The organism is Pseudomonas sp. NPDC087614, from assembly GCF_044743485.1.
Lineage (GTDB): Bacteria > Pseudomonadota > Gammaproteobacteria > Pseudomonadales > Pseudomonadaceae > Aquipseudomonas > Aquipseudomonas baetica_A.
In genome coordinates, this window is sequence record NZ_JBIUWN010000005.1 from 18,012 (window position 1) to 43,850 (window position 25,839).

Genomic DNA, 25,839 nt, shown 5'->3' on the forward strand with positions numbered 1-25,839 from the left:
TCCTCCTTTTTTGTTGTACTCAAGAATGTGCAAAAGCCCCACCCGCCAGGGTGAGGCTGTTTTGAAGCCAGAACCGCTTAACGCTTACAAGAAGATGAACTTGGCGATGAAGATCGCGCAGAGCACCCACAGGCTGACGGAAATTTCCTTGTACTTGCCGGTACCGGTCTTCAGCGCCACATAAGTGATGAAGCCCAGCGCAATACCGTCGGCGACCGAGAAGGTCAGCGGCATCATGATCGCGGTGACGATGGCAGGAATCGCGTCAGTGGCTTCGTCCCATTCGATGTGGGCCATGCCGCCCATCATCAGCATCGCAACGTAGATCAGTGCACCGGCGGTGGCGTAAGCGGGAATCATGCCAGCCAGTGGTGCGAAAAACATTGCCGCTATAAATAGCACACCTACGGTGACGGCGGTAAGACCAGTCCGACCGCCAGCGGCCACGCCGGCAGCACTTTCTACATAGCTGGTGACAGGCGGTACACCGACCACGGCACCGAAAACGCTGGAAGCACTGTCGGCTTTCATGGCGCGGGAGAGGTTTTCGATGCGACCGTCAGCGCCGACCAGATTGGCACGCTGGGCAACGCCCATCAGGGTACCTGCGGTGTCGAACATGTGCACAAAGAGGAAGGCCAGCACCACACTGATCATGCTGACGTTAAACACGCCAGCAACGTTCATCGCCATAAAGGTCGGCGCCAGGCTCGGCGGCGTCGACATGATGCCCTCGTAATGCACGATGCCCAGGCCCCAACCGGCCAGCGTCACGGTGATGATGCTGATGAGGATCGCGCCAAAAACTTTGTGGTAGCTGAGGATGGCGATCATCAGGAAGCAGATGGCGGCGAGCAGCGGGCCCGGTTCACGCAGGGAACCGAGTTTGATCAGCGTGGCCGGGCTGTCGACGACGATGCCTGCGGTTTTCAGGCCGATCAGGCCAAGGAAAAGACCGACCCCTGCGCCCATCGCAAAGCGCAGGCTCACAGGAATACTGTTGAGCAGCCATTCGCGAATCCGCGAGAAGGTCAGGATCATGAACAGCACGCCTGAGACGAACACTGCGCCCAGCGCCGTTTCCCAGTTGTAGCCCATGGTGCCGACCACGGTGTAGGTGAAGAAAGCGTTCAGGCCCATGCCCGGCGCCAGACCCACCGGCCAGTTGGCGTAAAGGCCCATCAACAGGCAGCCCAGCGCAGCGGCGATACAGGTGGCGACGAATGCCGCACCATGGTCAATCCCGGCATCGGCCATGATGTTCGGGTTGACGAAGATGATGTAAGCCATCGTGATGAAGGTTGTCAGACCGGCAATCAACTCGGTCTTCACCGTGGTGCCATGCAAGCTGAGTTTAAACAGGCGCTCCAGCAGGCCATTGCGTAACGGCGGCGAGAGATCCAGCGTCGATGCTTCGGATTTGCGGCTTTCCACAGCGAGTACTCCTCAAGAGTTTTATTGTTATTTCCAGGGCCGGACCCATGAGGGGTGGCAGCGGCCCTTTGAGGCATACGCGAATTTGTTGACCGTAAGGTCAGAAACTCGCACGCTGTGGATTATGCTTTTGTGTACAAATAAAGCAAATATTGTTTTTGATTTTGTTTACGAACGGTCCGACGATAGCGATATATCGCCACTGCGTGCCCTTCGCGAGCAAGCCAGACGATTCAATGGAGATGTGCCTGACTCTCACCCAAGGCCAGATTCACCGCCAACCACCCATTCACCGCTGTCTCCCCAGCCTCGGCGAACACCCGCTCCAGCAACTTCACCTGCTCACGGCGCAACGACTGTTCGAACTTCCTCCCTTCGGCCGTCAATTCCAGCAGGCGCTTACGCTTGTCAGCCTGCGATGCCACGCTGTCGACCAGATGCATTTCCTGCAACTGGCGCAGCGGCATGTTCAGCGCCTGCTTGCTCACCCCAAGCAAGGCCAGCAACTCCTTGACGCTCAAATTTGGATAACGAGCGATGAAAAACACAATCCGTTGATGCACCCGAGACAACCCGCGGCGCTCAAGCATTTCATCAGCCTTGGCGGTGAAGGCCTGATAACCGAAGAAGAACGCTTCCATGGCCTGTTGCTGACTGGTTGGGTTTTTAAGGTCAATCATGTTGACGTACTCGCTCGGGTTATCGTAATTTCAGTCAATAAGTTTGACCATTTTTCACATGCCTCGCTACCGGTGATTTCCATGGCTTTTTCCGAACGTGTCTCGCGCCTTAAAAGTTCTTTGATCCGTGAAATCCTCGCCGCCGCTCAGCGTCCGGAAGTGATGTCATTCGCCGGCGGCCTGCCTGCCGAGGCCATGTTGCCGAAAGTCGAATGGGGTGACATGCCGCTGTCCCTCGGCCAATACGGTATGAGCGAGGGTGAGCCGGCGCTGCGCGAAGCCCTGGCCGCAGAGGCGAGGGCGCTAGGCTTGGCGTGTGAGGCGAGTCAGGTGCTGGTGGTCAGTGGCTCCCAGCAGACTCTTGATTTGGCGGCCAAGCTGTACATCGACAAGGGCACCGAGATTCTTCTGGAAGCACCGACTTATCTGGCCGCTTTGCAGATATTCCAATTGTTTGGCGCCGAATGCCTGACCGTGCCGCAGGAGTCCGATGGCCCGAACCTGGCGCAATTGCGCAGTCGTCTGGAGCAACACCGTCCGGCGTTCATCTACTTGATCCCGACGTTCCAGAACCCATCCGCCGTGCGCTACAGCGAGGCCAAGCGTGCAGCCGTCGCCGCATTGCTCGATGAATTCGGTGTGACATTGATCGAAGACGAACCCTACCGCGAACTGACGTTCGACGGCGCCAGCGCCAAGCCGATTGCCGCACGGCTGCGCAATTCCAGTTGGATTTACACCGGCACGGTCTCGAAAACCTTGCTACCCGGTTTGCGTGTCGGCTACCTGATCGCCAGCCCGGATCTGTTTGCGCCTCTGCTCAAGCTCAAGCAATCGGCGGATCTGCACACCAATCGCATCGGTCAGTGGCAAGCACTGCAATGGATCGGCACTGAGCAATACCAGCAGCACTTGAGTGAGTTGCGCGGTTTTTACCGAGAACGGCGCGATGCCTTTCAGTCAGCGCTGGAAACGCACTTTTCGGATCTGGCGGACTGGAACACGCCGCAGGGTGGGCTGTTTTTCTGGTTGACGCTGAAACAGCCGCTGGACACGCGCACGTTGCTTAACGAGGCGTTGGCCAATGATGTGGCGTTCATGCCAGGGGAGCCGTTCTTTCCCGATCCCGATAAAAATCTCGGACATTTGCGTCTTAACTTCAGCCACATTGACGCGGCACGGCTGGATGAAGGGCTCAAGCGATTGGCGGCGGTGGTGCGTCAGGCGCAACGAGACAGGGCGGCCTGAACATTTTTGTCTGGATTTTTGTGCTGACTGGGCGGTCTTTTTCGCGAGCAACCCCGACCCCAAAGGGGAAATACTTTGAACGATGTGCGGGCTTGCTCGCGAAGGCGTCAGTCAGAACGGCACAAAAACTTCAGGCCGCAGCAAACCGCTTATCCAGATAATCAATGATCACCTTGGACTCATACATCCAGGTCGTCTGGCCATTCTCTTCAATCCGCAGGCACGGCACCTTGATTCGGCCACCCTGTTCCAGCAGTGTCTGGCGATCCTGCTCGTTGTTTTTCGCATCCTTGAGCGCCACCGGTACATTGAGGCGACGCAAAGTGCGACGGGTCTTCACGCAAAACGGGCAGGCGTGGAACTGATACAACGTCAGGTCCTTCGCAGCCGCTTCCACCTGTGCCTGAGCGGCGGCGGGGCGGTTTTTCTTGCCAGGGCGGGTGATGAAATCGATGAAAATGATCAGTTGGCCGAGGCCAACACGAAGTGCTTTAACGAACACGTTACAAGCCTCACAGAGATATTGAAGAAGGCGCGCAGCTTACCCGATTTTTCACGGGCGAAAAAAAACCGGCGATCAACGCCGGTTTTTTACTGTTGCCAATTACTTGATCAAGCTGAGGAATTCGCTGCGGGTGGCTGCGTTTTCACGGAACTCGCCGAGCATCACCGAAGTGATCATTGACGAATTCTGCTTCTCGACACCGCGCATCATCATGCACATGTGCTTGGCCTCGATCACCACGGCAACGCCCAGCGCGCCGGTGACTTGCTGCACCGCATCGGCGATCTGGCGGCTGAGGTTTTCCTGAATCTGCAGGCGGCGGGCGTACATGTCGACGATCCGTGCGACCTTCGACAAGCCCAGCACTTTGCCGCTCGGGATATAAGCAACATGCGCCTTGCCGATGAACGGCAGCAGATGGTGTTCGCACAACGAGTACAACTCGATGTCCTTGACCAGCACCATTTCGCTGTTATCGGAGCTGAACAGGGCACCGTTGGTGACCTCTTCGAGCGTCTGTTCATAACCGCGGCAGAGGTACTGCATGGCTTTGGCGGCACGCTTTGGCGTGTCGAGCAGGCCCTCGCGGGAGACGTCCTCGCCCAGTTGGCCGAGAATCGCGGTGTAGTTCTGTTCCAGTGTCACAGAGGCTGATTCCATAAGGGTTTCAGAGGGGTACTGTTTCTGTCTGTACCAATTTTGTACCAATCAAGCTGATTTCGAGCTGTCCGAGTTAACCCCAGTCGGTGCTGGAGTTGATCCATCGGGCGCAGGTCGATAGCAACTACTGAACGCTATGACCGAGCTGAGTGGCAATAAACGCAGGGTTCATACCCGCCATGAGGCACATGGTAGCGTAAGTGTGTCGGCAGTTGTATTGCCGGCGGGCGCGAATCCTCAAATCGGCCGGTGTGAACCTGAAGCCTTTGCCGAGCCCCCGGGACTGTCAGGCAAATTCAAAGAGACGGAACCGATCGGCATCAAATCGCACAACGGGGCCGGTAGTTCGACGAATCGCCGTCAAACGGTTTTCCTAGCTTGCGACCGGTTTTCCAAACAGGACTATACCGATGGCGATCAGCAACCCCACGGCAAATAGCGCCGCTTTGCCAGGTTCTTTACGGTCCAGTGACGACAGCAGCGCCTGTAGCGATTGCAACGCGTAGAAAATCACAAACGCCTTTGATGCATACGTGATGATTTCGTAAATACCAGCACTCCAAGTGATGCCGATTGCCACAAGCGCAGTCACGAGGCTGCCCACATTCACAGACAGGCGCTTGTGCGTCGCTTCAGCGAGCAGTCCGCTAGCGCCATTCATATCGGCAACGGCTGCCGATGATTGGGACGCAAGGGCTGCCGCGATCAATAGTGGGGTGACGGCGGCACCGACAGGGGCAAGCATGTCGATAATCGCCGTTTCCCCGCCTTCGGCGGAGGGGCTGCCGTGAAATAAATGCGTCAGGAGAAAAACGAACCCGACGTAGATAAATGTTGATATCCACTGGGCATAGCGCATTGTCCGCAGCCGGGTTTGTGTGTCGTATTCGGCGCCCAAATAACGGGATGTTTCAAAGCCTTGGACCAGTACGATCAGTCCCAATAGAACCTGGAGTTTTCCGAGTCCTTCCTGTGGCTCAACAGGCGAAGAGATTGTATGGCCGGTGGTTGTGAACAAAATCAGCGCAGCGAAAATTCCGAGAATGACGCAGAGCTTGAGGCCGACGGCGTAGACCTCGATACGCTCAAGCGCCCTGAGCCCGCCAGATAGTCCAATCACGCCAACAGTGGCAATCGCGATTGAAGCGACAATTTGCACCGCCAGTCGGCTTTCTACCTCCACGATTCGCATGCCGAAGGCAGCGAACAGATTCAGGTAGTAAGCGACAGATACGAAATAGGCGAGTGACAATGCGAAATCAGAAGCTCGCTCAATGAAAACAGACGTTGGAGGCAACGACTTCAAACCGGGTTGCACATAACGAATGTTATGGCGCATCACCGCCCCGTAGAGGTAACCCAAAGAGCAAAGCGCCGCCATGGCGAGCCAGGCCGCGCTACCAAACGTGTTTGCCAGAATTGGACCTACGACCAGAAACCCAGATCCAATAATCGAGGCCAGAGGAGTGACCGTGGCACGCCACAGTCGCATTCTGAGTACGCGAGGGTGGAAGAAAACACAGGCGACCAGAATTGAAACAAGAATAAGGCCGGCATTGCTGATCACTAACGTTGCTCCAGAATGATCAAGTGCTCACTTGGAGCCTGATCGTCGTCATTTCCAGTGATGTCGATCGAATGAAGGGTAGCTCAAGGGGTTTTCAGGGCGGTCATGCCAGGCGTTTTTCTTATCCTTGCCTGGCTAGGTGACGACTTAAAAAATGCCAAGCGAAACAGGGTGTTTGATTGGCGTCAGCGAGGGAGCGAATGATCAGATGGTTTACTGGTCTGGCTGGAGCGATGTCCCTTTCGATGAGCCGGTGTAACGGTTTTATTCGTCGCGACCTTCCATCATGGTGCGTTTAAGCATCACATAAACTGCGCCGGCCCCGCCGTGTCTGGCCTGGCACGAGCAGAAACCAAGCACTTGTGCGTGCTGGCGCAGCCAGGTGTTGACGTGGCTTTTGATCATCGGCCGCTTGCCGTCCAGGCGCACGGCCTTGCCGTGGGTGACGCGAACGCAGCGGATTTCGAATTTGGTCGCTTCGGCAAGAAACGCCCAGAGGGTTTCCCGGGCCTTTTCCACGTTCATGCCGTGCAGGTCGAGGCTGCCCTCGAACGGAATCTGCCCGACCTTGAGCTTGCGCATCTGACTTTCCTGCACCCCGTCGCGGGCCCACATCAACTCGTCTTCCGGGCCGACGTCAATCACGAACTGATCGGACAGGCCATCAACGGTGGTGGTGTCGGTGCGCACGGTAGCGGACTGGCGCAATTTGGCGATCTGCGCGCGGTCAGCTTTGGGTTTGCCGGTGTCGGCGCGGTCGTGCTTGATCGGCTTGACGCCTTGGATCGCACTTTTGAACAGGGAAAAATCGTCGTCTTGCATGTCAGCCTCCGCGAAGGGCGGCCAGTTTACCCAAGTCGAAACAAAACGGCCCGGCAAAAAGCCAGGCCATCGAGTCAGTCGTGTTTTTTCATCAGGTGCGGGGACATGTTCAATTCCCGCGATTGCCGTGCACGACGGCGGCAGCGACGCCACAGGGCGACACCGAAATACAGAAACAGCAAACCGACTGCCAGAATGATCGCGGAGCCCATTGGCGTGGCGTTCAAGTCGCCGAGCGCTGGCGGGCGCCCCAGCAGGCTGGCGGCCCCGGCCATTGCCAGCAGCACGCCGAATGTCGCCAGAATGGCTGCAATCGCCGCGCCGAATCGAAAACGCCAGTTGCTTTGGCCTTTGGGCCGCAAGCGGCGTGCGTCAAATCCATCGGATAACTTCATTCCGACCTTCCTCAATGGGTATCGGCCCTTCGACCGGGAGTTGACCGGGTTGTTCCTGAGGCTATGGCATTTGCGTCAAATGAGAGGCTTTTGTGGATGAGCGGCGGTGTGGGCCGCTCATCAGGGCGCGATCAGATGAGATCTTGTGTTTTGGCGAGGGTGGCAAAGTTGTCGGCCATGATCGCCATTTCCGCTTCTTGTACCACTTCGGCGCTGAGTACCCGGCCTTTGAACGGCAGGTCACGGGTGGCGCAAGCATCTTCAACGAGGGTGCAGCGAAAACCCAGGTTTTTCGCCGCACGCACGGTGGTGCTGACGCTGGAGTGGCTCATGAAACCGCAGACGATCAGGTCCAGCGAGCCAAGGTTTTGCAAGCGGTCGAGCAGTTCGGTGCCATGGAAGGCGCTCGGCAGCAGTTTGCCGATGATGGTTTCATCGCCCTGCGGTTCGAGGCCGGGGATGAATTCGCCGCGTTCGCCCTGTGGGTCGAACAGGCCACCGACGGTGCCGAGATGACGCACATGCACGATCGGCCGACCGGCTGCACGGGCCGCAGCGATCACTTGTTTGATGTTCGCGACGGCCGCATCCATGCCGCTCAGGGCCAGTGGGCCACTGAGATATTCTTTCTGGGCATCGATGATGACCACGGTGGCATGGCTCAGTGTGGCCGCTGCGTAACCGCGACCGCTGAGTTGAAACATCGTTTTTGGAACGGACATTCTGGGGCTCCTTGGGGTGGGGCTTTTGCGACATTGTCCTCTGGCTGAGCGGTTCTGTGAATCGCTACCATCGTAGGCACCGTCGTTGCTGGCTTGCAGCCTTGTCAAGTTACACGTTCTGTTCAATAGCTGATGCAAAAAACAGAAAACCCCTACCGCTGTGGCGGGATTTTTCCTGCGTCGTCGTGGCGCGTTTTGGCTGTTAGAATCGCCAGTCGTTTTTTCTGGAGTTCTGCCCCGTGATCACTTCCCGACTTCGTACCCTGCGCGACCACATCCGTTGGGCCGTCAGCCGCTTCCATGGGGAGGATCTGTTTTTCGGCCATGGCACCGACAATGCCTGGGACGAAGCCCGGCAACTGGTGCTGGGGGCATTGCATCTGCCGTGGGAAATCGCCGACAGCTATCTCGATTGCGCACTGGAAGATGACGAACTGGTCAATCTGCAACGCCTGCTCAAGCGTCGCATCGAAGAGCGTATCCCGACCGCTTACCTGTTGGGTGAGGCGTGGTTCTGCGGCATGTCGTTTATCGTCGACGAACGTGTATTGATCCCGCGTTCGCCGATTGGTGAGCTGATCGAAAACCATTTTGCGCCGTGGATTGGCAATGACCCTGCGCGAATTCTTGATCTGTGCACCGGTTCCGGTTGCATCGGCATTGCCTGCGCCTATGAGTTCCAGAACGCCGAAGTGGTGCTGGCGGATCTGTCGTTCGAAGCGCTGGAAGTGGCCAATCAGAACATCGAGCGCCATGGCGTCGATGAGCGTGTCTACACTGTGCAGGGCGATGGTTTCGAGGGGCTGCCGGGTCAGCGTTTCGACCTGATCGTGTCGAATCCGCCTTACGTCGATGCGCAAGATTTCGCCGACATGCCGGACGAATACCAGCACGAGCCGGAGCTGGCCCTGGCGTGCGGTGATGATGGTCTGAACCTGGTTCGGCGGATGCTCGCCGAAGCGGCGGATCACCTGACCGAGAAGGGGTTGCTGATTGTCGAAGTGGGTAACAGCCAGGTTCACGTCGAAGCGTTGTACCCGGAAGTCGACTTCGCCTGGCTCGAGTTCGAGCGCGGTGGGCATGGCGTGTTCATGTTGACGGCGCAGCAGTGCCGCGATCATCAAGCGCTATTCGCTTCTCGCGTCTGACCCCTGAACGCTTCGCGAGCAGGCTAGCTCCCACCTTTGGAATGCATGTTCCTGTGAGAGCGAGCCTGTTCGCCAATGGCAGCGCCGCAGTTTGAAGTTATCAGCGGTGCGTAGCAATCCAGATCAACAACCCCGCCTGAAACACCGCAAACGCCACCAGACAGGTAATAGTGAAGCGCAACCCGGCGTCTTCGCGCTTGAACTTGCTGACCTTTTCTTCCTGCTTCTGGAGCTTCACTTCCTGCTCGGCCAGATTCTGTTCGGCCTGCTGAAGCATTTGCGCGGCTTCAAGAATCTCGACGATCTGCAGCTTTTCGCTGTTCCAGTCGCCAATCAGATCACCGACCTGAGCATCCTTGATGCTGCCCTTCAAATGCTGGGCGTCGGCGTAGACCACATCAAATCCGTGCACCCGCAGAAAATGATCGCGGCGCAGTCGAGTGTCTTCGTTCAGCGCGTCCTTGTTGTTCAAGTCCATGCCGTCGACGGTGTAGGCGGGCCAGTGTTTTTTCGCCCAGGTAATGCCATTCGCGGCCATGAAGCGGCCGATGCCACGGTTTAACGGTTCAATCTGCAAGCCGCTGTCCGGGCCGAAACTCACACGTTTGGTGGTGTGATTGACCCACACGTCGAGATGATTTTGCTCTTTGCGAACACGCTGGCTCGGCAGCTTGATCGCCATGCGCATCAGGCTGTGTTCTTTGCTATTGCGCTCGGCATAGCCGAATTCGACAAAACGCAATGGCCGGCCACCGGTGTGGCGGTCGGTCTTCAACGGGGCCAGGCGGAGCATCTTGTGGTGCTCGACGTGGACATCCGCCCACGGCAGCTCGACCGCTGGCGGTGCGTCTTTTTCAGCGGTGGTGTCGGGTGAAGTCTGGGTATCAGTCATAACGGCGAGATCCTGTCCAAGCCCTGCTTGCCGCCAGCCAGTACGCTGGCGACAAAGGCTTATCGGCCGTTTCTTGCAAGACTGGAGGGCAAACAGCGCTTATCGGGTGCGAAGTCCGTCAATAAATTCGATGATTTTCGAGCCGAGTTCCGCTGCCAGAGGCAAATTCGGGTCTTTGTAGGAGGCCAATTGCCGCTTCACGTCGTTAGGCACGATGCGCATGACGTGGTTCATGCCTTCGATCACCACCAGTTCGGCGTCCGGTTTGGCGGCTTTGAGCAACTTTGCATCATGGACACCGACCTGAATGTCGTTGCTGCCCTGAACGATCAGTGCCGGCATCTTCAGTTGCGCGAACGCTGCGGCCGGATTCTGTCGGAATAGCGAGATCAGATACGGCTGCACGCTTGGCCGGAAAATCACCTGCAACGGCCCCGGTACATTGTCGTCGGTGCGGCCGGCCTTGAGGTTGTCGAGCAACTCGTTGCTGCGCAACATCAGCGGTGGTGGCAGGCTGCGCGCCAGTTGCTGGCGGATCACCTGATCGACCGGCCGCGCGCTGCCAGACAGGGAAATCACCGCCGCGGCATCCAGCTTCGGCGCGGCAAGGCTGGCAATCAGTGCGCCTTCACTGTGGCCAAGCAGGATGAGCTTGCCAAAACGCGGGTCGGCCTTGAGCTTCTGCCCCCACGCCACGGCGTCTGCCGCGTAGGCCTCCACCGACAGGTTGCGCTCGTCCGGCGTGGCCGCAAGGCTGGCGGCCACGCCGCGCTTGTCGTAGCGCACACTGGCAATGTGGTGTTTAGCCAGCACCCAGGCCAGCCGTTTAAGGCTGTCATTGCGCCCGCCGTCGGGGTTGTTTCCGTCACGATCCGTAGGCCCCGAGCCGGAAATGATCAGGACAACCGGTACAGGGTTGTCGGATTTTGGCAGCAACAGCGAACCGAAAAGCTCGCCGCTCCCCGTATCCAAAGTTACCGGGCGTTGTAGGACCGTCGCTTGGGCAAAGCCCGTAAACAGGGTAAGACTCAAAATCAAAACTCGCAGCATCATCACGCCATCATTCGCCAAGGTGCCGGTTGGACTCACCAACACCGCTAAGGTTCGAGGATGAACTAGTCGGTTAGCCTGCGTATACTGGCGCGCATTACGAATTTGGGTTTGATTTCACGGAGCGTCCTGCATGTCCGGCAATACCTACGGCAAGTTGTTCACTGTCACCACCGCTGGCGAAAGCCATGGTCCGGCGTTGGTCGCCATTGTCGACGGCTGCCCGCCGGGCCTGGAAATTTCCCTCGAGGACTTGCAGCGCGACCTCGACCGCCGCAAGCCCGGCACCAGTCGACATACCACCCAGCGCCAGGAAGCCGATGAAGTCGAAATCCTCTCCGGCGTGTTCGAAGGCCGCACGACCGGCTGCTCCATCGGTCTGCTGATCCGCAACACTGACCAGAAGTCCAAGGACTACTCGGCAATCAAGGACCTGTTCCGCCCGGCCCACGCCGACTACACCTACCACCACAAATACGGCGAGCGCGATTATCGTGGCGGCGGCCGTAGCTCGGCCCGCGAAACCGCCATGCGCGTGGCGGCAGGTGCAATTGCCAAGAAGTTTCTGGCCACCCAGGGCATTGTCATTCGCGGCTATATGAGCCAGCTCGGCCCGATCGAAATCCCGTTCAAGACCTGGGATTCGGTTGAAGAAAACGCGTTCTTCTGCCCGGATCCGGACAAAGTCCCGGAGCTGGAAGCCTATATGGATCAATTACGCCGTGATCAGGATTCGGTCGGGGCGAAGATCACCGTGGTCGCCGAAGGCGTCATGCCGGGTCTGGGCGAGCCGATTTTCGACCGTCTCGACGCCGAACTGGCGCACGCGCTGATGAGCATCAACGCGGTGAAGGGCGTGGAAATCGGCGCCGGTTTCGCCTGCGTTGCCCAGCGTGGTACCGAGCATCGCGATGAAATGACTGCGCAAGGTTTCCTCAGCAATAACGCCGGCGGCATTCTCGGCGGCATCTCGTCCGGTCAGCCGATCGTTGCCCATCTGGCGCTCAAACCAACGTCGAGCATCACCACCCCGGGCCGTTCGATTGACGTCGAAGGCAACGCGGTCGACGTGATCACCAAAGGTCGACACGACCCCTGCGTGGGCATCCGCGCCACACCGATTGCCGAAGCGATGATGGCCATCGTGCTGATGGACCACCTGCTGCGTCACCGTGGGCAGAACGCCGATGTGCGCGTGAGCACCCCGGTGCTGGGTCAGCTTTAATGGCAGACCACAAAGCCGTCGCGGCCTGACCGTGGCGGCGCTCCCTTACTGGCGGCTGTCCAGTTTCTATCTGTTCTATTTCGCCTTGCTCGGCTCGACGGCGCCGTTTCTGGCGCTGTACTTCGATCACCTCGGATTCAGCGCCGCGCGCATTGGCGAACTGGTCGCCATCCCGATGTTGATGCGCTGCGTGGCGCCTAACATCTGGGGCTGGCTTGGCGATTACACCGGCAGACGCCTGGCCATCGTGCGCTTCGGCGCGGTGTGTACGCTGCTGACCTTCTCGTTGATATTCGTCAGCAAAACCTACGCCTGGCTGGCGATGGTCATGGCGTTGCACGCGTTCTTCTGGCACGCGGTGTTGCCGCAGTTCGAAGTCATCACGCTGGCGCATTTGCAGGGGCAGACCTCCCGTTACAGCCAGATTCGCCTGTGGGGCTCAATCGGCTTCATCATCACCGTGGTTGTGTTGGGGCGCCTGTTCGAGTGGCTTAGTCTGGACATCTACCCGGCAGCGCTGGTGCTGATCATGGCGGGGATCGTGCTCAGCAGTTTGTGGGTACCGAACGCGCAACCGGCGCAGGGCAACCGGCCGACCGGGGAAGGTTTTCTCAAGCAACTGCGCCGTCCTGGCGTGCTGGCGTTTTACGCCAGCGTGGCACTGATGCAGATGAGTCACGGCCCGTATTACACGTTTTTGACGTTGCACCTTGAACGACTCGGCTACAGTCGCGGCGTGATCGGCATGCTCTGGGCCGTCGGTGTGGTCGCTGAAGTGCTGATGTTCATGGCCATGAGCCGGATTCTTTCACGCTTCTCCCTGCGCCGAGTCTTGATGGCAAGTTTTCTGCTGGCGGCGCTGCGCTGGGTGCTTCTGGGTTCGTTCGCCGAGTTTCTCTGGGTGCTGTTGTTGGCGCAGGTGCTGCACGCGGCGACCTTCGGCAGTTTTCACGCCGCTGCCATCGCGTTCGTGCAACGTAGCTTCGGCGCGCGCCAGCAAGGACAGGGCCAAGCGTTGTACGCCGCGCTGGCCGGCACCGGAGGCGCGCTCGGCGCACTGTATGCCGGTTACAGCTGGAATACCCTCGGCCCGGCATTGACCTTTAGTATTGCCAGTCTCGCGGCGCTCGCGGCTGCCGTTATCATTGCCACACGCATGCAAGAGGACAGCCTGTGAGCCTTGCGCGTGAACAACTCGCCCGGCCAATCGTCGACGCCGGGTGTTTTCTTTATGGTCGAGGCTGGTCTCAGTGGTATCTGAATTTTGTTTGAATGCGAGTTGAAGACCCGCAGCGTCATGAACCGCCAAGGCTGACTTCGCCAGAAGTCGCCCATTTACCTGATGAATTGCTGTGCCCGACCGGTCTGAAAGAGCCGGACGGCAAGGCCGATACCGAGGAATTGCCCCAATGAGCAGCCTGTTCGTTTATCACGTCTCAAGCCCCGACATCCCGAACAAAGTGTTGACGCATCTCGAAGACATCGCCGCGACTCTGGCCGAGCAGGGCGTGCGTTTCGACCGCTGGCAAGCCGCCACGAAGATCCAGCCCGGTGCAAGCCAGGAAGAAGTCATCAGCGCGTACCAAGAGCAGATCGACAAACTGATGACCGAGCGCGGTTACATCACGGTCGATGTGATCAGCCTCAATAGCGATCACCCGCAGAAAGCCGAACTGCGCGCCAAGTGCCTTGAAGAACACTGCCATGGCGAAGACGAAGTCCGTTTTTTCGTCGCCGGTCGTGGACTGTTTACCCTGCACATCGACGATTACGTCTACGCCGTACTCTGCGAAAAAAACGACCTGATCTCGGTGCCGGCCGGCACTAAACACTGGTTCGACATGGGTGAACATCCGCACTTCGTGGCGATCCGTCTGTTCAACAACCCCGAAGGCTGGGTCGCCACCTTCACTGGCGAAGACATCGCCGGCCGCTTCCCGCGTCTTGAGGACTGAGCCGAAGACGATAAACGTCATCCATAAAAAAACAGGCCGTGAAGCGCATCCTTCGCGGCCTGTTTTGTTTTACAGGGTCGAATCAATTACAGCGAGTGATACGTCGGCAGGGCAAAACGCTGCTGGCTCTGCAGCATTGCGATTTGTGGCAGTTCGCTGGCCTGTTCAGCCAGATCACGACGAATTGCGCTGATCGCCCACGACAATTGGTCGCCGGCATGCAGTTGCTGATACGTCAGCGCACGCTTGAACACTTTGCCGTCGCTGCTGCGCAGAGTCAGCAGGATCCCGCCATCGGGACGTGGCGCAGTGGTGACTTCGAAGTTGGAGAACAGGGAGGTAAATTTTTCTTGGATCAGGCTCATGTTTTTCAGCTCCGTATGCACTTGAATGGCAAGCATGCAGAGGAGGTTGCAGTGATTGTGCCAGCATGGTTTTTTTTAAAAATACTTATAAATCAATAGTTTATAAAATCGTGAATTTAAACGCGTCGTGCAATCTGCATGAACGGCCATCGTGCATCCTGCATTTTGCGGGATCGCTTGCGAATAAACGGAACCAAATCGCCCCCACAGGATCGCGGCTGCCGGCCAAGGTCCTGCGGATACAAAACATTGCAAAAACCGCGTGTACAGCTTGAGAAGCGCTGGCGTACTTTCGCTCTCGACCTTCGCCTGAAAGTGTCGGTCGCAGCCATCGATTGCCCGAAAAATAAGAATGCCGGCCAGCAAACCAGGGCCGAACGGGAGCTTCCATGAGTCACGCGCCAAGCGACACGATTACCTGGGGCATGATGCTCCGCAAACTGCCGATGATTGCCAAAGCCATTCCGCGAGTGGTCAAAGGCATGAAGGTGGCCAACGTCAAGGATCCGACCCAAAGCTGTGGCCTTGGCTGGACGTTCGAACAAGCGGCTCTGCGTAATCCCGATGGCCTGGCGTTATTGCAGAGCGATGTCTTGCTGACCTATTCGCAGGTCAACCAGTGGGCCAATCGCATCGCCCACTATCTGAACGGGCAGGGGATCGGCAAGGGTGATGTGGTGGCGGTGTTCATTGAAAACCGTCCGGAACTACTGGTGACGATTCTGGCATTGGCCAAGGTCGGCGCCGTCAGCGCACTGCTCAATACCTCGCAGACCCGCGATACGCTGATCCACAGTGTGAATCTGGTGGCACCGGTGGCGATTGTGGTCGGTGAAGAGTTGGTGCCGGCGTTTGCCGCGGTACGTGATCAAGTGACGATTACGCCAGAGCGCACCTGGTTCGTGGCGGACCACGACACTTACAGCCATCCGGGCATTGCGCCCCAGGGTTACGTCAACCTGATCAGCGCCAGTGTCGACGCTCGCAGCGATAATCCCCCGAGCAGCCAGCAGGTGTTTTTCGACGATCCGTGTTTCTACATCTACACCTCTGGCACGACTGGCCTGCCCAAGGCTGGTGTGTTCAAGCACGGTCGCTGGATGCGCAGTTCGGCCAGCTTCGGCATGATCGCCCTCGACATGGGCCCCGACGATGTCCTCTATTGCACCTTGCCGCTCTATCACGCGACCGGCCTCTGCGTGTGCTGGGGCTCGGCGATCAACGGCGCATCGGGTTTCGCCATCCGCCGCAAATTCAGCGCCAGTCAGTTCTGGAATGACGTGCGCCGCTATCGCGCCACCACTATCGGTTACGTCGGCGAGTTATGCCGTTATCTGGTCGATCAACCGGCCAGCGTCGATGACAATCGCCACGACGTGCGCAAGATGATCGGCAACGGCTTGCGTCCAGGCGCGTGGGCCGAGTTCAAGACGCGGTTCGCGGTCGATCATATCTGTGAACTGTATGCCGCGAGCGACGGCAATATCGGTTTTACCAACATCCTCAACTTCGACAACACCATCGGGTTTTCGCTGATGGCCTGGGAATTGGTGGCCTACGATCATGACAGCGGCGAGCCGATTCGCAGCGACGACGGTTTCATGCGCAAGGTCGGTAAGGGCGAGCAAGGTTTGCTGCTGGCGCGAATCGACGAGAAGGCGCCGCTGGACGGCTACACCGATCCGCAGAAGACCGCCAAAGTCGTGGTACACGATGTGTTCACCAAGGGCGACCGCTTCTTCAACACCGGTGATCTGTTGCGCAACATCGGTTTTGGTCATGCCCAGTTTGTTGATCGCCTCGGCGACACCTATCGCTGGAAAGGTGAAAACGTCTCCACCACCGAAGTTGAAAACCTGTTGCTGCAACATCCGCACATCTCCGAGGCCGTGGCCTACGGCGCGGAAATCCGCAACACCAACGGACGCGCCGGGATGGCGGCGATCACACCTGCCGAATCCCTCGCCACCCTGGACTTCGCCGAACTGCTGACGTTCGCCCGGCAACGCATGCCGGCCTACGCCGTCCCTCTGTTCCTGCGGGTGAAAGTGAAAATGGAAACCACCGGCACCTTCAAATACCAGAAAACGCGGTTGAAAAACGAAGGCTTCGACCCGGGCCTGACGGGAGATGACCCGATCTTCGCCTGGCTGCCTGGCACGCAGACGTATGTGCAGGTGACCGATCAAGTGCTGGCCGACATTCACCAGGGCAAATACCGCTATTGATTCTGGCTATAGCCTTTCTTGAGAAAAAGGGGGTGACAGCTATCGCCGCGCTCGGGAAACTGTCGGCTTTGCGATTAACCGAAAGTGGAGTTGCCCCATGTCCGACCAAAGCCGCCAGATGACCCCTGAAGAGGCTGCCGAATTCACCGAGCAGGTTTTCAACAAGGCGCGCGACGGTGATGCAGTGATGCTGGATCGACTGATCAGCGCCGGCCTGCCGGTGAACCTGAAAAACGCCAAAGGCGACACGTTGCTGATGTTGGCCAGTTACTACGGCCATGTGGAGGCGGTGCAGGTGCTGCTTAAACACAAGGCTGACCCGGAGATGCGCAATGGCAACGGCCAGAGCCCGATTGCCGGCGCAGCGTTCAAAGGTGATCTGGCCGTGGTCAAGACACTGGTGGAAGCGGGCGCCGAGATCGAAGGTTCGTCGTTCGACGGTCGTACCGCGTTGATGATGGCGGCAATGTTCAACCGCGTTGAAATCGTCGATTACCTGATCAGCAAAGGTGCCGATCCGCAAGCCAAGGACGCCAACGGCGTGACAGCACTGGACGCGGCTCGCACCATGGGTGCGGTCGACACCACCGCGCAGCTGGAAAAACTGTTGAGCTGAAATCAGCTCTGTTGAACTGTGGTGAGGGAGAGAATGCGCTATCCTTCGCGCCCTCGAAATTCACCTTCGCCACAGGATCTGCCCTCATGAAAGCCGCACTCGTCGAACTCATCAGCAAAATCAGCTCCGGCTGCATGGGCGAGGACGAGATCCTGAAAGTTGCCGACGAAGCCGCACAGGCCTACGCCGATGCCGGCGCTTTTCTGACGGCCAACCCGGACATCAACTACGACGACACTTTTCCGATCACGTTGGGCGAGTGGGTGGTGGTCGGCAGCCTGCCGGAAACCGTACTGTTTCAGGCCGACACCTACGTCGATCTGTTCGCGCAGATCGTTGCCTCGTTCGGTCCAGGGGTCGATTTCAACCTCAAGCCCAAGCAACTGGCCAAAACCGAAGCACTGACTGCGCTCAATCGCATTCAGGTGCAGATGAGCAGCCTGAACAAGGAAAACGGCGGTTACACGCTGATGAACTTCAGTCAGCTGCTCGACGACGAGCTGCAAGTCGTACTGGTTTACGGCAACGACGTGCCACGGGTGCTGGCGTTGTGCGCCGAAGTTGGCATCGCCGCTGCGCCATCGCTGGAGGCCTTGAAGGTCGCTGTCCACGTCTGAGGGCAATAAAAGGGAACCCTTCGCGCGACCGTCTATCCTAAAAGTGCATGCCACTATTCTGGAGCGACACCATGGGTTCGACGTTTAACGGTCTGATCGGTCTGATCATTCTTGCCCTCGATATCTGGGCCATCATCAACGTACTTAAAAGCGGCGCCGAGACCGGGATGAAAGTCCTCTGGGTGCTGCTGATCGTCCTTCTGCCGGTGCTGGGCCTGATCATCTGGGCGATTGCCGGGCCACGGGGGAATGTGCGGATCTGAGCCATTCTCGCGAACAACGCAAAACCTGTGAGGTTGTGTTAAGCCGATGGGGGCGCGAAGCGTCCCTTGAACCGGTGGGTGCGGTCTGACAGAAAACCCGTGATCTACGACTGCTTCTAAGTCGATCGGGAATAAATCCCCTTGCCACAAAAGCCTGCTTGCGCATTGGGTGTATTTTTTTTCATGTTCGCCCGATGCAATCCTTTTGAACGATCAATCCGGCCAAAAGTCGAGATAGAGGTAAGCCCATTTGCGGGTTTGATCGAGGAGGCACCGATGCAAAAGTGGAAAATCACTTTCGTGGACGATCATGGTGAAACTGTTGTTGAGGTCTTCGAGCGCGCCGAATGTCCCAGCGACGATGAGGCCGCTCGACTGATCAAGCAACGGCTCCTGCCTGTTGCCGCCGCACTGGATTTGAACGATCTGGAAGGCCGCACCGCCGATGCGGGTGTCAAAAGTCTGAAAACCCAGAACAGCATCGAAATCCGCAGCATCACCCCCATCTGAAATTCTTCCATCATTATCACGCCAGGCCTTGGCAGCAGCTCTATCTTGGGGCTACTCTGCAAGCGAGATCAGCGAACGGATCGCTAAGGTCTGGTCTTGTCAGCTACATGCTTGTTTCCCGCGTGCAACCAGTTTGCCGAAGTACTTAGGCCCAAGGCCCGGGGCGGGAATACGGAAAGTCTATCCATCATCCGAGGGGGACGATTCATGAGCACAGCCTATCAAGAAGACATCAGCAGCAACGTGCTGCGCCGCATGAAAGAAGGCGGTTTCGATTTTTCCCGATTCCATCCCATCGAGTTCTACGCCATTTTCCCGGACGAGGAGCGGGCGCGCAGGGCGGCAGGCAAGTTTCGCGGTGAATCCATCAATGCCCAGGTCAGTGCGCGCGACGACGGCGCCTGGTCTCTGGAATTAAGCAAAGTGATGTACGCGACTTATGACGATATTGGCGATTTCGAGCAGGGCTTCTCCGCCGTGGTCGAACCGTTGGGTGGCATCATCGAGGGCTGGGGCGTCAAGCAGGAGGTACGCAACCGCTACCGTTTGAACTGATCTCTGGTGTTTTTTGTTGAGCAACGGCTGACCTTCGGGTTGGCCGTTTTCATTTATGGATCTCTTTTGCTTTCAAAACGTTTCACGCACGCAAAAAAAAGCCACCGGAGAGGGTGGCGAAAAGGGAAGACCGATAAATCGATGAAACCGTTCAGGGCCAAGGCTTTAAGGGCTGCACTGACAGGCCGGATCAATTGAGCTGAAGACCTGCGCGTGGCAGCTCTTTCAGCGGATGCGCGGATTATTCGCCGCTCATGCCGAGCAGTGAAATCAACTCTGACTATGCTGGTGATAGACGACAACACTGCGTCGCAATGAGGCGGGGGCAATCAGGTTGGGGCATTTGTTGCACAGGAATGGTGCGGCACCTGCGGCGTGAATATCCAACTGATTGAAATCAAAGCGTTTATGCCGATGGCACGGGCCTTGCGAAGGCCTGTATGTCCGGGTGACAAGGAGTACGGCATGATCCGCACTTATTTTGATGAAATGTACGATGCCGGCGGCCAGATTCGCCCGCATTACCGGGAGTTTGCCCGGTGGTTGGCCGACACGCCTGACGAGCTGCTGGCCCAACGGCGACGCGAGGCCGATCTGCTGTTCCATCGTGCCGGGATTACCTTCACGCTCTACGGGGACGAGCAAGGCACAGAGCGCCTGATTCCTTTCGATACCATTCCGCGCAGCATCCCCGCCAGCGAATGGCGGATCGTCGAGCGCGGCTGCATCCAGCGGGTCAAGGCGTTGAACATGTTCCTCGCCGACCTTTACCACGAGCAGCGCATCATCAAGGCCGGGATCATTCCCGCCGAGCAGGTGCTGGCCAACGAGCAATATCAGTTGGCGATGCAAGGGCTGGATCTGCACCGCGATATTTATTCGCACATCTCTGGTGTCGATCTGGTGCGCGACGGCGACGGCACCTATTACGTGCTCGAAGACAACCTGCGCACACCGAGCGGCGTGAGCTACATGCTCGAAGACCGCAAGATGATGATGCGATTGTTCCCGGAGCTGTTCGCCGCGCAGCGCATCGCGCCGATCGACCACTACCCGAACCTGTTGCTCGACACCCTGAAAAGCTCAAGCCCGATTGATGACCCGAGTGTGGTGGTGTTGACGCCGGGGCGCTTCAACAGTGCATTCTTCGAGCATGCTTTTCTGGCCCGGGAAATGGGCGTGGAGCTGGTGGAGGGCGCCGATCTGTTCGTGCGCGACGACAAAGTCTTCATGCGCACCACCGATGGGCCAAAAGCGGTCGACGTGATCTACCGCCGTCTCGACGACGCGTTCCTTGATCCGCTGGCGTTCAATCCGGATTCGATGCTGGGTGTGCCGGGGCTGCTGTCGTCCTATCGTTCCGGCAACGTAGTGCTGGCCAACGCCATTGGCACCGGTGTGGCCGACGACAAGTCGGTGTATCCGTTCGTGACCGACATGATCCGTTTCTACCTCGATGAAGAACCGATCCTGAAGAACGTGCCGACCTGGCAATGCCGCAATCCGTCTGAACTTTCCCATGTGCTGGCCAATCTTGCGGATCTGGTGGTCAAGGAAACCCAAGGTTCGGGCGGTTACGGGATGCTGGTGGGGCCGGCAGCGACGACGGCGGAAATCGATGCATTCCGCGAGCGGATCAAAGCCAAGCCCCACGCGTACATCGCGCAACCGACATTGTCGCTGTCGACCTGTCCGACCTTTGTCGAAAACGGTATTGCGCCACGCCACATCGACCTGCGCCCGTTTGTCCTGTCCGGTCGCGAAACGCGGGTTGTGCCAGGCGGTTTGACCCGTGTCGCCCTGCGCGAAGGCTCTCTGGTGGTGAATTCCTCCCAGGGCGGCGGAACCAAGGACACCTGGGTGGTCGAGGATTGAAGGAAGTTTGCCATGTTAAGTAGAACTGCCTCGGATCTGTATTGGATGTCGCGTTACCTGGAGCGAGCGGAAAACCTCGCACGGATGCTCGATATCAGTTATTCGCTGTCGCTGATGCCGCAAGACGGCCGCGGCGATGGTCTGCACGAACTGGCCATGCCGCTGTTGATCACCGGCACACTCGACGATTATCTGGAGCGTCACGGCGCGCTGCATGCCGAACGATTGCTGCACTTTTTCGCCCTCGATGCCGCCAATCCGGCGAGCATCTACAGCTGTCTGGGCGCGGCGCGGGCCAGCGCTCACGCGGTACGTGGACGAATAACGGCTGACATGTGGGAAAACATCAACGCCACTTGGCTGGAGATTCGCGGGATCGCCGAACAGGGGCTGAGCCGCTATGGCATGAGCCGTTTCTGTGAATGGATCAAGGAGCGTTCACACCTGTTCCGTGGGGCGTCCTACGGCACGATCATGCGCAACGATGCGTTTCGCTTCATTCGCTTGGGGACCTTTATCGAGCGCGCGGACAACACCTTGCGCCTGCTCGATGCCCGCTACGAAATGGCGGGTGATCAGGCCGAAGCGGTCAGTGACGGCACTGCTCACGCCTACTATCAGTGGAGTGCTTTGCTCAGGGCTTTGTCGTCGTTTGAGGCCTACACCGAAATCTATCGCGATGCGCCGGGGGCGCGACATGTTGCCGAGTTGCTGCTGTTGCGCGCAGATGTGCCGCGTTCACTGCGTGCCTGCACCGAAGAGATCGATCAGATTCTCGCGCAGTTGCCCGGGGCCAACGGTCGGCCGGCACAACGCCTGGCCGCAGAAATGGACGCACGCCTGCGTTACACCGGCATCAACGAAATCCTCGAGGAAGGCCTGCACGCCTGGCTGACCGAATTCATCCCGCTGGTGCGCCAGTTGGGTAACGCCATTCACAGTTCCTACCTGGAGGCTGCATGAGACTTTCCATTAGCCACGAGACCACCTATCACTACGAAGATCAGGTGCGGGCGAGCATCCAGTACCTGCGGCTGACACCCCACGACAGCGAGCGTCAGCACGTATTGAGCTGGCAACTCGACCTGCCGCGCCCGGTGCGTGCGCAACTCGATCCGTTCGGCAACATCCTGCATGTACTGACCATGGACGAGCCGCACGAAGCGATCATCATCGGCGCCCGTGGTCAGGTGGATATCGATGAGTTGCGCGAGGCAGAGCACGAGAGCCAGTCCGCGTTACCGTTTCTGCGTTTTACTCGACTGACCGAGGCCGACGAGGCGCTGCGTGCGTTCGCCGAAAAAAACTGCAAGCAACGTCGCGACCGCACGGCGTTGATCGATTTGATGCATGGCTTGAACCAGCACATGACGTACACGCCGGGTTCCACTGAAGTGGATACCAGCGCCGCCGAGGCGTTCGCTGGCCGCTCAGGCGTTTGTCAGGATCACGCCCACGCGTTCCTGGCCTGCGCGCGTAGCCTGGGAATCCCGTCGCGGTATGTGTCGGGTTATTTGTACAGCGAGGATTGTGAACATCTGGCCAGCCATGCCTGGGCTGAGGCGTGGCTGGATGACGCCTGGTACAGCTTTGACGTGACCAATCAACTGGCGCGCCCTGAGCGACATCTTAAGCTGGCGGTGGGGCTGGATTATCTGGACGCCTGCCCGGTGCGCGGGATGCGCCGTGGTGGCGGGTGTGAGCAGATGCATGCGAAGGTGTTCGTGTCGCCGACGCCGGCGCCGGTTGTCTCCGTGCAACAGCAATAGGATTCGGGATGCCGCAAACGCTGGCAACCCAGCTGCGCTGATTTTGAATCAGCATTGATCCTGCGGGAGCAGGCTTGCTCGCGAAGAGATCAGTACCGACAACACAAGGCTCAGGGCTTAACCTTGCGCCCAGCCATGTGCTGCAGATACCCGATCAGCATTTGCAAATGCTGGTCGGGCAACACCTCAACTGAAAACCCCGGCATCTTCGCCTGCGGCCACTGACGCAAACTTTGCGGGTCACGAATGTAGCGTTTGAGGAAGTCCGCGCCGAAATACTCGGTCGGGTTAAACGGAATATTCAGATCCGGCCCGAACTGCGCATCTCCCGCACCATTCAATCGGTGGCACGCCAGACAATTTTTCTGAAACAGCGCAAAACCCTGATTCACCGGATCATCGGCTTTCAGCGCAGGGTCAGGCAGCAGGGCAGGGAAGCGTTCGGCCACCGGCGCCATGCGCTTGATGCTTGCCACTTCGAACGGCCATTGCTCCGGGCTGATATTTCCCGCTTGTGGATCGGTCCACACCAGATAGAACGGCCCGGCGCTGTGCTTGCCCTCGGACAGAGGTGGCCATTGTTGGGCCGGATCTTCGATCGCCAGCCATGCGCGCGCGCCTTTGGTGCCGAGCAAGGGCGCAGCAGCCAGTTCGGCGGCAAACCCATCGAGTGCCACTGCTTGCAAGTGATCGTCGGGTTTGATCCCCGTGAGCAAACTAGCCATGGGCACGGCGCGATAGGTCATGTCCTTCTTGTAGGACACATCATTTTTGATCGTGAGGGTTTGTACTTGAGGATGTTTGAGCAACTCCTCGGTCTGCCAGGTGCGGCTGATTTGGCCAAGCCGCAGATCCAGTTGTGCCGCAGCCAAAGGCATGCTCAACAGCAATGCCAAGAACACAATAAGCGCTTTCAAATGATCGTCATCATTGTTGTGGGAGTGCGCAAAGGTTGGCACAAACACGCCGGCCCGGGTAGCGGGCCAGTCACATGTTTAGTGGCGACAAGCCGCGCCTGACGCTTGAGTTCAACCGATGACCCTGGTCAGGTTCGGCAAAATCAACAACAGCGTCGTGGCGAAAAGAATGAGTCCTGCTTGACGAACTTTCGGTTGTTTGAACATGGCTTGACCGCCTTTATTGTTATTTCCTGATGCTTGCCTGCATATCCATGACGGCAAGCGCTGCACATCCTGTTGAAGCACGCCTGCCCCGGCAAAACCCGACGACCATGACGTACTTGTCTTACATTAGGGCCCGCGTCACGCTTGGCTTAGACCCATTTCATATGTAGTTCATGTCGGTAGCGATTAAAAAGGCATGAGGCTTATTGCCAGCTTCTTTGCCGCCCGCTTGCTAGACAACTCGCCGACCTGAACCGGTTCACCCGGCGGCTGATGACCGTCCGTCTGAGCGTGTGCGTCAAGCGTATTGAGCGCTGGGGTCATTGAATCCGTAGGCGCTCGGGTCAAGAGTGAAGGCACAAGAAATCACTCACCGCACAGGTTCGAGGACGTCATGACCCAAGCTTTGATTTTCGATGCGTTACGCACGCCCCGCGGCAAAGGCAAGGCCGATGGCGCACTGCACAGCGTCAAACCGGTGAATCTGGTGGCCGGCCTGCTGAGTGCTTTGCAAGAGCGAACCTTGCTGGACACCCGCCAGGTCGATGATGTCGTACTCGGCTGCGTCACGCCGATGGGTGATCAAGGCGCTGACATTGCTAAAACGGCCGTGCAGGTGGCCGATTGGGACGTGAGCGTGGCGGGCGTGCAGATCAACCGCTTCTGCGCTTCGGGGCTGGAAGCGGTGAACCTCGGCGCCATGAAAGTGCGCTCGGGTTTTGAAGACCTGGTGGTGGTCGGGGGCGTTGAATCGATGTCGCGTGTGCCGATGGGCAGCGATGGCGGTGCCTGGGCGCTGGATCCGCAGACCAACCTGCACAGCCACTTCACGCCGCAGGGCGTTGGTGCCGATCTGATCGCCACCCTCGAAGGCTTCAGTCGCCAGGACGTCGATGCCTACGCGTTGCACTCGCAACAGAAAGCGGCGCGGGCCAGAGCTGATGGTTCGTTCAATAAGTCGCTGGTGCCCGTTCAGGATCAGAACGGCATCATCCTGCTTGATCACGATGAGTTCATTCGTGCCGAATCGACTCTCGAAGGGCTGGGCAAACTCAAGCCGAGTTTCGAAATGATGGGGCTGATGGGCTTCGACGCCACGGCGTTGCGGGTCTACAGCCATGTCGAGCGGATCAACCATGTACACACACCCGGCAACAGTTCCGGCATTGTCGACGGCGCGGCGCTGATGCTGATCGGCTCCGAAGCCAAGGGCCGGGCGCTGGGCCTGCAGCCTCGGGCGCGAATTGTCGCCACGGCGGTTACCAGCACTGATCCGACCATCATGCTCACCGGCCCCGCGCCGGCCACCCGCAAGGCGTTGGCCAAAGCGCGATTGCGCGTAGAGGAAATCGATCTGTTCGAGGTCAACGAAGCGTTTGCGTCGGTGGTCCTGAAATTCATCAAGGACATGGCCGTCGATCCGGACAAGGTCAACGTCAACGGCGGCTCCATCGCCATGGGCCACCCACTGGGCGCCACCGGTTGCGCGATCCTCGGCACCTTGCTCGATGAACTGGAAGCCCGACGCCTGCGCTATGGCCTGGCGACGCTGTGCGTCGGCGGCGGCATGGGCATTGCCACCATCATCGAACGACTCTGAGCCCCGAATTCAAG

General features: G+C 58.3%; 28 protein-coding genes and 2 pseudogenes. 17 read left to right on the plus strand and 13 right to left on the minus strand.

Annotated elements, in window-relative coordinates:
• Positions 1-84: 84 nt before the first annotated feature.
• Positions 85-1,434, minus strand: a complete 1,350-nt coding sequence (locus ACIOWA_RS02965; protein WP_339433859.1) for an NCS2 family permease — start codon at positions 1,432-1,434, stop codon at positions 85-87.
• Positions 1,435-1,667: 233 nt separating this feature from the next.
• Positions 1,668-2,114, minus strand: a complete 447-nt coding sequence (locus ACIOWA_RS02970; RefSeq protein ID WP_339433860.1) for a MarR family transcriptional regulator — start codon at positions 2,112-2,114, stop codon at positions 1,668-1,670.
• A gap of 81 nt (positions 2,115-2,195) precedes the next feature.
• On the opposite strand from ACIOWA_RS02970, the gene ACIOWA_RS02975 reads away from it, so the two are divergent.
• A complete protein-coding gene (locus ACIOWA_RS02975; RefSeq protein WP_339466494.1) occupies positions 2,196-3,362 on the plus strand; it encodes a PLP-dependent aminotransferase family protein in 1,167 nt (388 codons plus the stop codon).
• A gap of 130 nt (positions 3,363-3,492) precedes the next feature.
• Here the strand turns inward: ACIOWA_RS02975 and ACIOWA_RS02980 are convergent, their stop codons facing one another.
• The 7 genes and pseudogenes from ACIOWA_RS02980 to ACIOWA_RS03010 all read right to left on the minus strand — a co-directional run bounded on the left by ACIOWA_RS02980 (position 3,493) and on the right by ACIOWA_RS03010 (position 8,033).
• Positions 3,493-3,864, minus strand: coding sequence for a glutathione S-transferase N-terminal domain-containing protein (locus ACIOWA_RS02980; protein ID WP_339433862.1), 372 nt, complete (start codon positions 3,862-3,864; stop codon positions 3,493-3,495).
• 102 nt (positions 3,865-3,966) lie between these two features.
• Complete coding sequence (folE, locus tag ACIOWA_RS02985) at positions 3,967-4,512, minus strand: GTP cyclohydrolase I FolE (RefSeq protein WP_010456659.1); 546 nt, start codon at positions 4,510-4,512, stop codon at positions 3,967-3,969.
• Between the two features lie 88 nt (positions 4,513-4,600).
• A pseudogene (locus ACIOWA_RS02990) lies at positions 4,601-4,768 on the minus strand (site-specific integrase); the annotation flags it as partial.
• 132 nt (positions 4,769-4,900) lie between these two features.
• On the minus strand, positions 4,901-6,094 hold the full coding sequence (locus ACIOWA_RS02995; protein ID WP_401158109.1) for a hypothetical protein: 1,194 nt from the start codon (positions 6,092-6,094) through the stop codon (positions 4,901-4,903).
• 264 nt (positions 6,095-6,358) lie between these two features.
• Positions 6,359-6,916, minus strand: a complete 558-nt coding sequence (locus tag ACIOWA_RS03000; protein ID WP_221733919.1) for a Smr/MutS family protein — start codon at positions 6,914-6,916, stop codon at positions 6,359-6,361.
• A gap of 74 nt (positions 6,917-6,990) precedes the next feature.
• A complete protein-coding gene (locus ACIOWA_RS03005) occupies positions 6,991-7,311 on the minus strand; it encodes a hypothetical protein (RefSeq protein ID WP_007914024.1) in 321 nt (106 codons plus the stop codon).
• A gap of 131 nt (positions 7,312-7,442) precedes the next feature.
• Positions 7,443-8,033: a cysteine hydrolase family protein gene (locus ACIOWA_RS03010; RefSeq protein ID WP_339433864.1), complete on the minus strand. Its 591-nt coding sequence runs from the start codon at positions 8,031-8,033 to the stop codon at positions 7,443-7,445.
• 239 nt (positions 8,034-8,272) lie between these two features.
• Between ACIOWA_RS03010 and prmB the strand changes: the two genes are divergently transcribed.
• Positions 8,273-9,181 carry a 50S ribosomal protein L3 N(5)-glutamine methyltransferase gene (gene prmB / locus ACIOWA_RS03015; protein ID WP_339433865.1) on the plus strand — a complete coding sequence of 303 codons (909 nt, stop codon included), beginning with the start codon at positions 8,273-8,275 and terminating at the stop codon, positions 9,179-9,181.
• A 100-nt stretch (positions 9,182-9,281) separates the two neighbouring features.
• Here the strand turns inward: prmB and ACIOWA_RS03020 are convergent, their stop codons facing one another.
• Together ACIOWA_RS03020 and ACIOWA_RS03025 are read right to left on the minus strand one after the other, a co-directional pair.
• Positions 9,282-10,073: a hypothetical protein gene (locus tag ACIOWA_RS03020; RefSeq protein WP_339495716.1), complete on the minus strand. Its 792-nt coding sequence runs from the start codon at positions 10,071-10,073 to the stop codon at positions 9,282-9,284.
• A gap of 99 nt (positions 10,074-10,172) precedes the next feature.
• Positions 10,173-11,126, minus strand: coding sequence for an alpha/beta hydrolase (locus tag ACIOWA_RS03025; RefSeq protein ID WP_401158112.1), 954 nt, complete (start codon positions 11,124-11,126; stop codon positions 10,173-10,175).
• 130 nt (positions 11,127-11,256) lie between these two features.
• On the opposite strand from ACIOWA_RS03025, the gene aroC reads away from it, so the two are divergent.
• The 5 genes and pseudogenes from aroC to ACIOWA_RS03050 all read left to right on the plus strand — a co-directional run bounded on the left by aroC (position 11,257) and on the right by ACIOWA_RS03050 (position 14,303).
• Positions 11,257-12,348, plus strand: coding sequence for a chorismate synthase (gene aroC / locus ACIOWA_RS03030; RefSeq protein ID WP_339433868.1), 1,092 nt, complete (start codon positions 11,257-11,259; stop codon positions 12,346-12,348).
• Positions 12,349-12,379: 31 nt separating this feature from the next.
• Positions 12,380-13,525: an MFS transporter gene (locus ACIOWA_RS03035; RefSeq protein ID WP_339495715.1), complete on the plus strand. Its 1,146-nt coding sequence runs from the start codon at positions 12,380-12,382 to the stop codon at positions 13,523-13,525.
• Positions 13,522-13,596: pseudogene (locus ACIOWA_RS03040) on the plus strand (methylthioribulose-1-phosphate dehydratase); the annotation flags it as partial. The gene ACIOWA_RS03035 and the pseudogene ACIOWA_RS03040, both read left to right, overlap by 4 nt.
• Positions 13,597-13,620: 24 nt before the next feature.
• Positions 13,621-13,761, plus strand: a complete 141-nt coding sequence (locus ACIOWA_RS03045) for a hypothetical protein (protein WP_221733912.1) — start codon at positions 13,621-13,623, stop codon at positions 13,759-13,761.
• Positions 13,758-14,303, plus strand: a complete 546-nt coding sequence (locus ACIOWA_RS03050) for a 1,2-dihydroxy-3-keto-5-methylthiopentene dioxygenase (protein ID WP_401158115.1) — start codon at positions 13,758-13,760, stop codon at positions 14,301-14,303. Before ACIOWA_RS03045 ends, ACIOWA_RS03050 begins: the two co-directional genes overlap by 4 nt.
• 86 nt (positions 14,304-14,389) lie before the next feature.
• Here ACIOWA_RS03050 and ACIOWA_RS03055 read toward each other — a convergent pair whose 3' ends face one another.
• Positions 14,390-14,668 (minus strand): DUF3509 domain-containing protein, encoded by a 279-nt coding sequence (locus tag ACIOWA_RS03055; RefSeq protein WP_129391315.1) that lies wholly within the window; start codon positions 14,666-14,668, stop codon positions 14,390-14,392.
• Positions 14,669-15,057: 389 nt separating this feature from the next.
• On the opposite strand from ACIOWA_RS03055, the gene ACIOWA_RS03060 reads away from it, so the two are divergent.
• From ACIOWA_RS03060 to ACIOWA_RS03100, 9 genes are all read left to right on the plus strand, one after another.
• Positions 15,058-16,896, plus strand: coding sequence for a long-chain-acyl-CoA synthetase (locus tag ACIOWA_RS03060; RefSeq protein ID WP_401158117.1), 1,839 nt, complete (start codon positions 15,058-15,060; stop codon positions 16,894-16,896).
• A gap of 97 nt (positions 16,897-16,993) precedes the next feature.
• Positions 16,994-17,512 (plus strand): ankyrin repeat domain-containing protein, encoded by a 519-nt coding sequence (locus ACIOWA_RS03065; RefSeq protein WP_339465584.1) that lies wholly within the window; start codon positions 16,994-16,996, stop codon positions 17,510-17,512.
• Positions 17,513-17,598: 86 nt separating this feature from the next.
• A complete protein-coding gene (locus tag ACIOWA_RS03070) occupies positions 17,599-18,129 on the plus strand; it encodes a hypothetical protein (protein WP_221733908.1) in 531 nt (176 codons plus the stop codon).
• A gap of 71 nt (positions 18,130-18,200) precedes the next feature.
• Positions 18,201-18,392 carry a PLDc N-terminal domain-containing protein gene (locus ACIOWA_RS03075; RefSeq protein ID WP_221733907.1) on the plus strand — a complete coding sequence of 64 codons (192 nt, stop codon included), beginning with the start codon at positions 18,201-18,203 and terminating at the stop codon, positions 18,390-18,392.
• A gap of 276 nt (positions 18,393-18,668) precedes the next feature.
• Positions 18,669-18,902 carry a hypothetical protein gene (locus tag ACIOWA_RS03080; RefSeq protein ID WP_221733906.1) on the plus strand — a complete coding sequence of 78 codons (234 nt, stop codon included), beginning with the start codon at positions 18,669-18,671 and terminating at the stop codon, positions 18,900-18,902.
• 207 nt (positions 18,903-19,109) lie between these two features.
• Positions 19,110-19,457: a ribonuclease E inhibitor RraB gene (locus tag ACIOWA_RS03085; RefSeq protein ID WP_003223226.1), complete on the plus strand. Its 348-nt coding sequence runs from the start codon at positions 19,110-19,112 to the stop codon at positions 19,455-19,457.
• Between the two features lie 465 nt (positions 19,458-19,922).
• Positions 19,923-21,332 (plus strand): circularly permuted type 2 ATP-grasp protein, encoded by a 1,410-nt coding sequence (locus ACIOWA_RS03090; protein ID WP_339433874.1) that lies wholly within the window; start codon positions 19,923-19,925, stop codon positions 21,330-21,332.
• Between the two features lie 12 nt (positions 21,333-21,344).
• On the plus strand, positions 21,345-22,295 hold the full coding sequence (locus ACIOWA_RS03095; protein WP_007914063.1) for an alpha-E domain-containing protein: 951 nt from the start codon (positions 21,345-21,347) through the stop codon (positions 22,293-22,295).
• Positions 22,292-23,101, plus strand: coding sequence for a transglutaminase family protein (locus ACIOWA_RS03100; protein WP_339465582.1), 810 nt, complete (start codon positions 22,292-22,294; stop codon positions 23,099-23,101). Before ACIOWA_RS03095 ends, ACIOWA_RS03100 begins: the two co-directional genes overlap by 4 nt.
• Positions 23,102-23,211: 110 nt before the next feature.
• Here the strand turns inward: ACIOWA_RS03100 and ACIOWA_RS03105 are convergent, their stop codons facing one another.
• Complete coding sequence (locus ACIOWA_RS03105) at positions 23,212-23,979, minus strand: c-type cytochrome (protein ID WP_401158216.1); 768 nt, start codon at positions 23,977-23,979, stop codon at positions 23,212-23,214.
• A 640-nt stretch (positions 23,980-24,619) separates the two neighbouring features.
• Between ACIOWA_RS03105 and ACIOWA_RS03110 the strand changes: the two genes are divergently transcribed.
• Complete coding sequence (locus tag ACIOWA_RS03110; protein WP_401158121.1) at positions 24,620-25,825, plus strand: acetyl-CoA C-acetyltransferase; 1,206 nt, start codon at positions 24,620-24,622, stop codon at positions 25,823-25,825.
• The last annotated feature ends 14 nt before the right edge of the window (positions 25,826-25,839 follow it).